Here is a 9,503-nt window from a genome sequence, read left to right as displayed (position 1 = left end):
AGAACTTTTGCAGAGGTCGTCCCGGTGGGACGACCACGGGTTATCTCCGCCTCGTGCGTTGGGCTGTGGTTTTCCGGCGCGGGCGCATTGGGGTAATACTCGCATTATAGCGCCCCGCCGAGAAAACCCAGCCCAACCTACCGGGCAGACACGGCCAGAGCATCCCGCAGGGATGCGCTCTGAAGTTTTTTTGGTTCTTTTTGTTCACAACCGACGCTGCCAGCGAGGGCAATGCAAACATGGTTTGCAAATTGCCGAGCAGCGAGGAGGAAAACGAGCGCAGCGAAGTTAAAAAGAACAGTACCCTCCCGGGCAAGTACAAATAATCGAAACGATCAAATTATGAAAACCTATATCCAGCCGCCGCGTACAGCATGGGAAGACCTCCTTACGCGACCCCTGCAACAAGAGAACGAGACGATCCGTAAACGGGTAGAAAATATCATCGAGCACGTCCGGAAAGACAGAGACGCCGCCCTGCGCGAGCTCGCCGACCAGTTCGACGGCGTGAAAATCGACTCACCAGCCGTTACCGACGACGAGATTGCAAAAGCCGACGAACTATTGGACGACGCATTGAAAAACGCCATCCGACAGGCACGAGAGAATATCATCGCCTTTCACCGCGCGCAACGGATGGAGCCGATACGCATCGAAACGATGCCGGGCGTCTGCTGCGAACAGCGGAGCGTGGCCATTCATAGTGTGGGGCTTTACGTGCCGGGCGGGAGCGCGCCGCTCTTTTCGACCGTGCTGATGCTGGCCGTTCCGGCACAGATTGCAGGTTGCAAGGAGATTGTGCTCTGCACGCCGCCGCGACGGGACGGGACGGTGGCGCCGGAAATCTTGTGGACAGCACAATTGTGCGGGGTAACGCGAATGTTCAAAGTCGGTGGGGCACAGGCCGTAGCGGCGATGGCGTTCGGGACGGAGAGCGTGCCGCGGGTCAACAAGATTTTCGGGCCGGGGAATCGCTATGTGACGACGGCCAAACAGTTGCTGGGGCTGAGTGCGGTGGCGATCGACATGCCGGCGGGGCCGTCGGAGGTGATGGTGCTGGCGGACGACACGGCACGGGCGGATTTCGTGGCGGCGGACTTGCTCTCGCAGGCGGAACACGGGCCGGACAGCCAGGCGATACTGGTGACGACCTCTCCTGCCTTGGCGACGGCGGTGGAAACGGAGGTCTCGCGGCAGCTGGCCCTGCTGGGCCGGGCCGAGATTGCGACGCAGGCGTTAGCGGAAAGCCGTATCTTCGTGGTGGCTTCGGTGGCGGAAATGGTCGAAATGGCGAACCTATATGCGGCGGAACACCTGATCGTGGAAACGGAGGAGCCGGAGGCAATTGCGGCGCAGATCGAGAATGCGGGGAGCATCTTTCTGGGACACTACTCGCCGGAGAGCGTGGGGGACTATGCTTCGGGGACGAACCACACGCTACCGACGAGCGGCTGGGCAGCGGCGTACAGCGGGGTGAATCTGGACAGCTTTTGCAAAAAGATCACGCTCCAACGGCTGACACCCGAAGGGCTTCGAAATATCGGCGGGGCGGTGGAACGGATGGCAACGGCGGAGGGGTTGGATGCGCACCGAAATGCGGTGACGATAAGACTCAATTCGTTGAAATAATTAGGTTCGTTTATCTGTACTTTGTGCCGGACGGAACCGTACCTTTTCTTCAGAAAAGGTACCCAAAAGACTTTTGCAGAGGTCGTCCCGGTGGGACGACCACGTGTTCTTTCCGCCTTGTTTCGTTGGGCTGTGATTTTCAGGCGCGGCGCGCGTGGGGGACTCGCCTATTATTAGCGCGCCCGCCGAAAATCCAGCCCAACCTACCGGGCAGACACGGCCAGAGCATCACGCAGGGATGCGCTCTAAAGTTTTTTTGGTTCTTTTTGTTCACAACCGACGCTGCCAGCGAGCGCAATGCAAACGTAGTTTGCAAATTGCCGAGCGGCGAGGAGGAAAACGAGCGCAGCGAAGTTAAAAAGAACAGTACCCTCCTGATAAGGTGCAAATAAACGAATGAATTAAAAACAAAATATGGAAATCACATCGCTTTTCCGCGAGAATATCAAACAGTTGGCCCCGTATTCGACCGCCCGCGACGAGTACGAAGGAGAGTTGGGGATCTACCTCGACGCCAACGAGAACCCCTTCGACAACGGCTTCAACCGCTATCCCGACCCGCACAACAAGCGCATCCGGGCCAAAATCGCAGCCATGCGGGGCATAGCCGCCGACCGGATTTTCGTGGGCGGGAACGGCAGCGACGAAGCGATCGACCTGATATTCAGAGTCTTTTGCGAGCCGCAGCAGGACGAAGCCATCTCCATTGCACCGAGCTACGGCATGTACCGCGTGGCCGCGGCGACCAACGACGTAAAGCTGGTCGAAGTGCCTCTCGCACAGGACTTTCGCCTCGACGCGGCGGACTTTCTGTCGAAAGTGACGCCGCAGATGAAGCTGGCGTTTCTCTGCTCGCCGAACAATCCGTCGGCCAACCTGCTCGACCCGGTGGAGGTCGAGAAAATCATTCGGGGATTCGGGGGGATCGTGGTGCTGGACGAGGCCTATATCGACTTTGCGGAGCACGAGGGGTTCCTGCCGCGGCTGGCGGAATTTCCGAACTTAGTGGTGCTGCAAACGCTCTCGAAAGCGTGGGGGATGGCAGGCATAAGGATCGGATTCGCGTTCGCCGACCCGGAGATCGTGGGGGCTATGGGGCGGATCAAGTATCCCTATTCGGTGAATGTGATTACCGAACGACTGGTTTTGAGCGAATTGGATCGCGAAGCAGTTCGCCGCGAGCAGATCGCGACGCTGATCGACGAGCGGAAAAAACTGGTCGCAGCGTTGGAGAAAATGCCGCTGATCCGGCGGGTGTTCGCTTCGGATGCTAATTTCGTACTGGTGCAGGTCAATGAGCCGCGGGAAGTCTACAACCGGTTGATCGAACGGGGAATCATCGTGCGCGACCGCTCGAAAATTGCCGGGTGCGAGGGGTGCCTGCGGCTGACGGTAGGGACGCCGGAGGAGAATGCGGCGCTGATCGAGGCGTTACAGAACCTCGACAAGCCTTTCGCGGGGCTGGTTCCGGCCTCTTCGGGGGGACGTTGCGTGACGGTGACGCGGCGGAGTCGGGAGACGGACATTACGGCCACTTTGGACTTGGACAATACTTCGCCGTCGCAAATATCGACCGGGCTGGGATTTTTCGACCACATGCTCGACCAGATCGTGCATCACGGGGCCTTCTCCCTGCAACTCTCGGCCAAGGGGGACTTGCAAGTGGATGAACATCATACGATCGAGGACGTGGCGCTGGTGTTGGGCGAGGCGTTTCGGCTGGCATTGGGCGACAAGCGGGGGATCGGACGGTACGGATTCGCGCTGCCGATGGACGAGAGCCGGGCATTGGTGCTGCTGGATTTCGGGGGGCGGATCGCGACGCGGTGGGACGTGAAGCTGAAGCGCGAACGGATCGGGGATGTACCGACGGAGCTGTTCGAGCACTTTTTCGACAGTTTCGCGCAGGCGGCGCGCTGCAATCTGCACATCGTAGCGCGGGGGCGCAACGAGCACCACAAGGTGGAGGGGATTTTCAAGGCTTTCGCGCGGGCTTTGCGGATGGCAGTGGAGCTCAAACCGCTGGATTTCAGCCTGCCGAGCTCGAAAGGAATGCTTTAAACCGAAACGTATGGTAACTATTATAGATTACGGAACGGGAAATTTGCGGTCGGTCATCAACGCGTTCGAGCGGTTGGGAACGGACTACCTGCTGACCTCTGACCCGGTCGCTATACAAAAAGCCGAACGCGTGCTGTTGCCGGGAGTGGGCGAGGCGACGACGGCGATGGCGCAGTTGCGGGACAAAGGGCTGACCGACCTCCTCCGTCATTTGAAATGCCCCGTGCTGGGGATTTGCCTGGGGATGCAGCTGCTGTGCGCCTACAGCGAGGAAGGAGAGACGGAGTGTCTGGGCGTCTTTCCGAACCGGGTACGGCGGTTTCCAGCCGATGCGGGAGTCAAAGTGCCGCACGTGGGATGGAATTCGATTCACGACCTCAAATCGCCGCTGTACAAGGATATTAAAGAGGACGAATACGTCTATTACGTACACTCCTATGCGGCGGAAATCAACGAATGCACGGCGGCGGCGACCGACTACGGCGGGTGGTTCAGCGGCTCTTTGTATAAGGACAATTTCTACGGCTGCCAGTTCCACCCGGAAAAAAGCGGCGCGGTAGGCGGGCAGATTTTAGCTAACTTTCTGACACTATGAAAATCGAGATTATACCGGCGATCGACATGATCGGCGGGCAGTGCGTGCGGCTGACGCAAGGGGACTATGCCCAAAGGACGACTTACGGGGCTGACCCGGTGGAGATCGCCAAGAGTTACGAGGCGATCGGGATTCGGCGGCTCCATGTGGTGGATTTGGACGGGGCGAAGGCGGCGGCGCCGCAGAACCTGGACACGCTGCGGAAGATTGCCACGGCAACGAAACTCGACATTCAGTACGGCGGCGGAATCAAGAGCGGCGAGGCGTTGGAGGCGGTGCTGGCAGCGGGGGCCAATCGGGCGATCTGCGGCAGCGTGGCGATCACGGCGCCGGAGCGGTTCGAGGAGTGGCTGGCTGCTTACGGAGCGGAGCATATTATCCTCGGGGCGGATACCCGGGCGGGAAAGGTGGCGATCAACGGGTGGCTGGAGTCGTCGGAGACAGATGTACAGACGATCGTTCGACGGTTTGCGGCGCGGGGTTTGCGGCAGGTGATCTGCACGGACATTTCGCGCGACGGGATGCTCACGGGGCCCAATTTCGAACTCTACGCTACCTTGCAAGGGGAATTCCCGAACATCGACATGACGGTCAGCGGAGGGATTTCATCGATGGACGACCTGGTGCGGCTGGACGGAATGGGGCTGCGAAGCGTCATCGTGGGCAAGGCGATTTACGAGGGGAGAATCACGCTTAAAGAGTTGGAAAAATGCTTGCAAAACGGATAATTCCCTGCTTAGACATCAAAGACGGACGGACGGTCAAGGGGGTCAATTTTGTGGGATTGCAAAATGTGGGCGATCCGGTGGAGCTGGGCCGCAAGTATGCGGACGAGGGGGCGGATGAGCTGGTCTATCTGGACATCAGCGCAACGGTCGAGGGACGGAAAACGTTCGGGGAGCTGGTGGCACGGATTGCACGTGAGATCGATATTCCGTTCACGGTGGGGGGCGGGATTTCGACGGCGGCGGATGCGGGGGCGCTCTTACTGGCGGGGGCGGACAAGGTGACGGTGAACAGCGCGGCGGTGCGCCGACCGGAGCTGATCGACGAGATCGCGGGGCGGTACGGGCGGCAGTTTATCGTGGTGGCGATCGACGCGCGGATGGATGAGACGGGACGTTGGGTGGTGACGACGCACGGAGGACGACAACCCTCTGAGCGCGAACTATTTTCGTGGGCGAGGGAGGCACAGGAACGGGGGGCGGGGGAAATTCTGTTCACGTCGATGAACCACGACGGGACGAAGAGCGGTTATCCGTGCGAGACGTTCGCACGGCTGGCTTCGGAGCTGTCGATCCCGGTGATCGCTTCGGGCGGGGCGGGGACGGTGGATCACATCGCAGAGGTGCTGACGGCGGGACGGGCGGATGCGGCGCTGGCGGCATCGATTTTCCACTACGGAGAGATTCCGATTCCAGTGCTGAAGCGCGCGCTGAATGAGCGAAAAATTCCTGTAAGAATCTAAAAAACAACACACTTATGACACCAGACATCAAAAAGTTGGATTTCGCGAAAAACGGCGACGGGCTGTTGCCGGCGATCGTTCAGGATGACAGGACGCTGCAAGTCCTGATGCTGGGCTACATGAATCGAGAGGCTTATGAAAAAAGCGTCACGGAGGGGCGCGTGACGTTTTACAGCCGGACGAAGAAACGGCTCTGGACGAAGGGCGAGACGAGCGGTAATTTCCTGAATATCTGTTCGGTGGCAATGGACTGCGATGCGGATACGCTGCTGATCCGGGTGATTCCTGCGGGGCCGGTGTGCCATATGGGCAATGCGAGCTGCTTCACGGAGTTACCGACGGAAACGGAGGGTTTCATCCGCTATTTGCAATCGGTTATCCAGCAGCGGCACAGGGAGATGCCGGCGGCGTCCTACACGACGAAGCTGTTCGAGCGGGGGATCCACAAGATTGCGCAGAAAGTGGGCGAGGAGGCGGTGGAGACGGTGATCGAGGCGGTGGCGCAGAACAAGCCGGACTTGATCTATGAGGCGTCGGACTTGGTCTACCACTTGCTGGTGCTGTTAGAGGCGAATGGTCTTTCGCTGGCGGACTTGGAAAAAGAACTGGCCAAGCGACATAAATAACCGTTCGTTTACCGTGTCTACCCGCAGGGAACTGCCGCTTGTTGGCTTCGCCTTCCTCCTGGCACCTCGGCCATTCAAACAAGTTTGATGGCACTCGGTTGCTGCGTCGGTTTTTCGGTTCTTTTTGTTCACAACCGACGCTGCCAGCGAGAGCAATGCAAACAAAGTTTGCGAATTGCCGAGCGGCGAGGAGGAAAACGAGCGCAGCGAAGTTAAAAAGAACAGTACCCTCCAGCACAAATACAAATAAACGAACGGTTATTTAATCAGATTGACGCCGTCCGTCCAGGAGATCTTCTCGTCCTTCTCCCACCACGATCCATGCTCTGCCGTCGGGCGATCCAGATCGCAGAAATCATTCCCCCGCTTCATCTCCTCCTTCAGCGCCGCACGATACCTCTCCGCCAGTTTGTGTACCCTCTTCGACGGCGTCCCAGCCAACAAGTTCGTCATCTCCCACGGATCATTCCTGAGATCGAACAACTGCTCCGTAATCTTGCCCTCCACGTTGTAAACGATATACTTTCGGCCATCCATCACCAGCGCCCGGTGGATACTCGAATAAGCCAGCCACACCCGGTCGCGCGGCGTCTCGCCCTTCGCCCCCTTTTTCAAAGCAGCAGCCAGCGACCGCCCCGTCACCGACCCCGCCGGCGGAATGCCCAGCAGTTCCGACAACGTCGGATTGATGTCATACAGGTAGCACAACCCCTCGTTCCGCTCCCCTTTCGGGATGCCCGGTGCCCAAACCACCAGCGGCACCTTGATGCTGTGATCGTACAGACTCTGCTTGCCCATCAGCCCGTGCTGCCCCATCGCCAGACCGTTGTCGCCCGCGAAGACCACGATCGTATGCTCCAGCTTACCGCTCTTTTCGAGCGCATCGATCACCCGACCGATCTGTGCATCCACCTCGCTGATCATCCCATAGTAATCCGCCAGCTCCTTCCGCACCGTAGCCTTGTCGCGCGGAGCAGGAACCACGACCTCATCCCGCACCTGCAACTCTCCGTTGTCGAACGCATGCTGCGGGCGATAATTCACCGGCAGCTTGATCGTGTCCGGATCATACAAAGTTCCATACCACGGATGACGGTTGCGCGGGTCGTGTGGCGAAGTGAACGCCACATAGGCGAAAAACGGCGTCGTATCCCCCGCCGAACGGGTCAGAAAATCGACCGCCGCGTCGGCATACATCTCCGACGAGAATTTCGGCCCCACGAACGGTTTTTGATTTTTATAATCTCCCTTCGGATCGTAGTGCATCAGCAGCGGCGTCACATGGCCGCCGTCTTCGTACCGGTGCATCCCGCCGAAATAGATATTCTCAGCCTCGGAAAACGCCCGGTTGAACGACTCGAAATCCGAATGCCACTTGCCCGTCTCGAAGGTGCGGTAACCCTCCCTGCGCAACTGCTCCGGCAGCATCGTGTGACGCGGGGCGATTACCCAGCCGTCCTGCGCGATCTCGAACACCCCGCGGCCCGTCATGATCATCGCCCGGCTGGGCATCGACAGCGCCCCGCCGATCGCTCCGTTGGTATAGCAGTTGGTGAAAGCCGTCCCCTGGCTATAGATATAGTCGATGTTCGGCGTATGCACGTCCTCGCGACCGAGGGCGCGGATCGCATTGTTCTGGAAATCGTCGGTGAGGATGAACAGCACGTTCATGCGCTGCTGCGCCGAGGCTCCCGCGCCGACCAAAGCAAGAGCCGACAGGGTGAGCAGAGTCTTTTTATCCATGAATCATTGGTATGAACAGAGGCAAATGTACGAAAACTTCTCCTGCATTTTCAGCTGCCTCTCTCTCCCACCCTCTCTCTTTAGCATTGGGATTTTTCATATTTTTATAATACCTTTACACCGATTCAATCTTATAAAATTCATACATATTATATGATGACCGACGCCCAACGTATCCAAGCTTTACTGACATACACCCGACTGAACGGGAAAAAATTCGCCGAACGGATCGGACTGAAACACCCGGACACGGTCTACCACATTCAGCGGGGACGAAACGGAATCTCGGATCGGCTGGCCGAACGGATCGTGACGGCGTTTCCGGAGGTAGCCAAAGGATGGCTCCGCTCGGGGGAGGGCGAGATGCTCCGTGACGCCGGGACGGGGGAGGAGACGGCCACGGTGGTTCGACCGATCCGCACGCGGACGAGAGACATTCGGGTAGAGCGTCAGCGGGTGCCGCTGTACGATTTCGAAGCGACAGCGGGACTGACGCCGATCTTCACGAACCAAAACGTGCCGATCGACTACCTGTCGATTCCCGACCTGCCGCGATGCGACGGGGCGGTCTACGTCCGGGGCGATTCGATGTACCCGCTGCTCAAGGCGGGGGACATCGTGATGTACAAACAGATACAGGATTTCTACAACATCATCTGGGGCGAAATGTACCTGATTTCGTTCAGCTACGAGGGCGAGGAGTACATCACGGTGAAGTTCATCAAAAAAATTGAGGGACGGCCGGACTATGTCCTGTTGGTGAGCCACAACCCGCACCACGCTCCGAAAGAGATTCCGGTATCGGCGATTCGCGCGCTGGCGATGGTGAAGGCTTCGGTACGGTTCAATACGATGGGCTGACGGGAAGCGGCTCCAAATGTCGCAAATGCACGCTCACGGGTTGAAAAACCGGGAAGAGGCGACGAAAAACGGCTGTAAAGGTCGGCCATTCGGCCTCGCTTATGCCCGCCACCTTTACATCGATACAAAAAGAGCGGTGCTGGCGACCGGCATCGTAACGGTGGAGACCGTCGTGGAGCGCCTGGCGGGCATGATCCAACAGAAACGCATCGCGAACGACCGTTGCAGAGGTCGCCCCGAGCGCTTCGGCCAACAGTTCGATGGAGCGCGGGGTGCCGCTCAAGCGGTAAACCAGCAACACGCGCCGAAGCAGATCGCGCAGCTGAATCGCGCCGAGGTCGGGAAGCAGCTCCACGGGGATGCCGAACTGACGCAGGTAGAGCGTGAGTTTCCGCAGGTCGCCCTCCTGCTCCGGAGCGATCGCCAGCTGGTCGGCGGCAAGCGAGAGCAGACGCTCCCGGAATGTATGGTCGAGGGCCAGGGTCTGCGTGCTTTGAATGCTTTCGGGTAGGAGTTCCAT

Annotated in this window: 9 protein-coding genes; 7 read left to right on the top strand and 2 right to left on the bottom strand. The window is 58.8% G+C overall.

Annotated features, from left to right (window positions below; translation table 11 throughout):
- Nucleotides 1-342 precede the first annotated feature (342 nt).
- From hisD to hisIE, 6 genes are all read left to right on the top strand, one after another.
- Nucleotides 343-1,629, top strand: a complete 1,287-nt coding sequence (gene hisD / locus Q9S52_RS07310; RefSeq protein ID WP_304708646.1) for a histidinol dehydrogenase — start codon at nucleotides 343-345, stop codon at nucleotides 1,627-1,629.
- 414 nt (nucleotides 1,630-2,043) lie between these two features.
- The gene (hisC, locus tag Q9S52_RS10710; protein WP_370648997.1) at nucleotides 2,044-3,690 is read left to right on the top strand and encodes a histidinol-phosphate transaminase; all 1,647 of its coding nucleotides are present in this window, start codon (nucleotides 2,044-2,046) and stop codon (nucleotides 3,688-3,690) included.
- Nucleotides 3,691-3,700: 10 nt separating this feature from the next.
- Nucleotides 3,701-4,285, top strand: coding sequence for an imidazole glycerol phosphate synthase subunit HisH (gene hisH, locus Q9S52_RS07295; RefSeq protein ID WP_304708645.1), 585 nt, complete (start codon nucleotides 3,701-3,703; stop codon nucleotides 4,283-4,285).
- Entirely contained in the window at nucleotides 4,282-5,013 is a 732-nt protein-coding gene (gene hisA, locus Q9S52_RS07290; protein WP_300828402.1) for a 1-(5-phosphoribosyl)-5-[(5-phosphoribosylamino)methylideneamino]imidazole-4-carboxamide isomerase, read from the top strand. Before hisH ends, hisA begins: the two co-directional genes overlap by 4 nt.
- Nucleotides 4,995-5,753: an imidazole glycerol phosphate synthase subunit HisF gene (hisF, locus tag Q9S52_RS07285; RefSeq protein WP_297626882.1), complete on the top strand. Its 759-nt coding sequence runs from the start codon at nucleotides 4,995-4,997 to the stop codon at nucleotides 5,751-5,753. Before hisA ends, hisF begins: the two co-directional genes overlap by 19 nt.
- 14 nt (nucleotides 5,754-5,767) lie before the next feature.
- Nucleotides 5,768-6,379, top strand: a complete 612-nt coding sequence (gene hisIE, locus Q9S52_RS07280) for a bifunctional phosphoribosyl-AMP cyclohydrolase/phosphoribosyl-ATP diphosphatase HisIE (RefSeq protein WP_297626879.1) — start codon at nucleotides 5,768-5,770, stop codon at nucleotides 6,377-6,379.
- A 258-nt stretch (nucleotides 6,380-6,637) separates the two neighbouring features.
- Here hisIE and Q9S52_RS07275 read toward each other — a convergent pair whose 3' ends face one another.
- Complete coding sequence (locus Q9S52_RS07275; RefSeq protein ID WP_297626876.1) at nucleotides 6,638-8,122, bottom strand: sulfatase-like hydrolase/transferase; 1,485 nt, start codon at nucleotides 8,120-8,122, stop codon at nucleotides 6,638-6,640.
- A 153-nt stretch (nucleotides 8,123-8,275) separates the two neighbouring features.
- Between Q9S52_RS07275 and Q9S52_RS07270 the strand changes: the two genes are divergently transcribed.
- The gene (locus Q9S52_RS07270) at nucleotides 8,276-8,983 is read left to right on the top strand and encodes an XRE family transcriptional regulator (RefSeq protein WP_294592827.1); all 708 of its coding nucleotides are present in this window, start codon (nucleotides 8,276-8,278) and stop codon (nucleotides 8,981-8,983) included.
- Here Q9S52_RS07270 and Q9S52_RS07265 read toward each other — a convergent pair.
- Nucleotides 8,967-9,503: a hypothetical protein gene (locus tag Q9S52_RS07265; RefSeq protein ID WP_304708644.1), complete on the bottom strand. Its 537-nt coding sequence runs from the start codon at nucleotides 9,501-9,503 to the stop codon at nucleotides 8,967-8,969. The two genes, Q9S52_RS07270 and Q9S52_RS07265, sit on opposite strands and share 17 nt — an antisense overlap.

It is taken from the genome of uncultured Rikenella sp. (assembly GCF_948810725.1).
Taxonomy (GTDB): domain Bacteria; phylum Bacteroidota; class Bacteroidia; order Bacteroidales; family Rikenellaceae; genus Rikenella.
The sequence above is the reverse complement of the archived record's forward strand: the minus strand, read 5'-3'. Positions and strand labels throughout refer to the sequence as shown.

Bases quoted from the DNA above. Each gene is read 5' to 3' on its own strand.
- hisD (WP_304708646.1), top strand. From the start codon at position 343: ATGAAAACCTATATCCAGCCGCCGCGTACAGCATGGGAAGACCTCCTT.
- hisC (WP_370648997.1), top strand. From the start codon at position 2,044: ATGGAAATCACATCGCTTTTCCGCGAGAATATCAAACAGTTGGCCCCG.
- hisH (WP_304708645.1), top strand. From the start codon at position 3,701: ATGGTAACTATTATAGATTACGGAACGGGAAATTTGCGGTCGGTCATC.
- hisA (WP_300828402.1), top strand. From the start codon at position 4,282: ATGAAAATCGAGATTATACCGGCGATCGACATGATCGGCGGGCAGTGC.
- hisF (WP_297626882.1), top strand. From the start codon at position 4,995: ATGCTTGCAAAACGGATAATTCCCTGCTTAGACATCAAAGACGGACGG.
- hisIE (WP_297626879.1), top strand. From the start codon at position 5,768: ATGACACCAGACATCAAAAAGTTGGATTTCGCGAAAAACGGCGACGGG.
- Q9S52_RS07275 (WP_297626876.1), bottom strand. From the start codon at position 8,122: ATGGATAAAAAGACTCTGCTCACCCTGTCGGCTCTTGCTTTGGTCGGC.
- Q9S52_RS07270 (WP_294592827.1), top strand. From the start codon at position 8,276: ATGATGACCGACGCCCAACGTATCCAAGCTTTACTGACATACACCCGA.
- Q9S52_RS07265 (WP_304708644.1), bottom strand. From the start codon at position 9,503: ATGGAACTCCTACCCGAAAGCATTCAAAGCACGCAGACCCTGGCCCTC.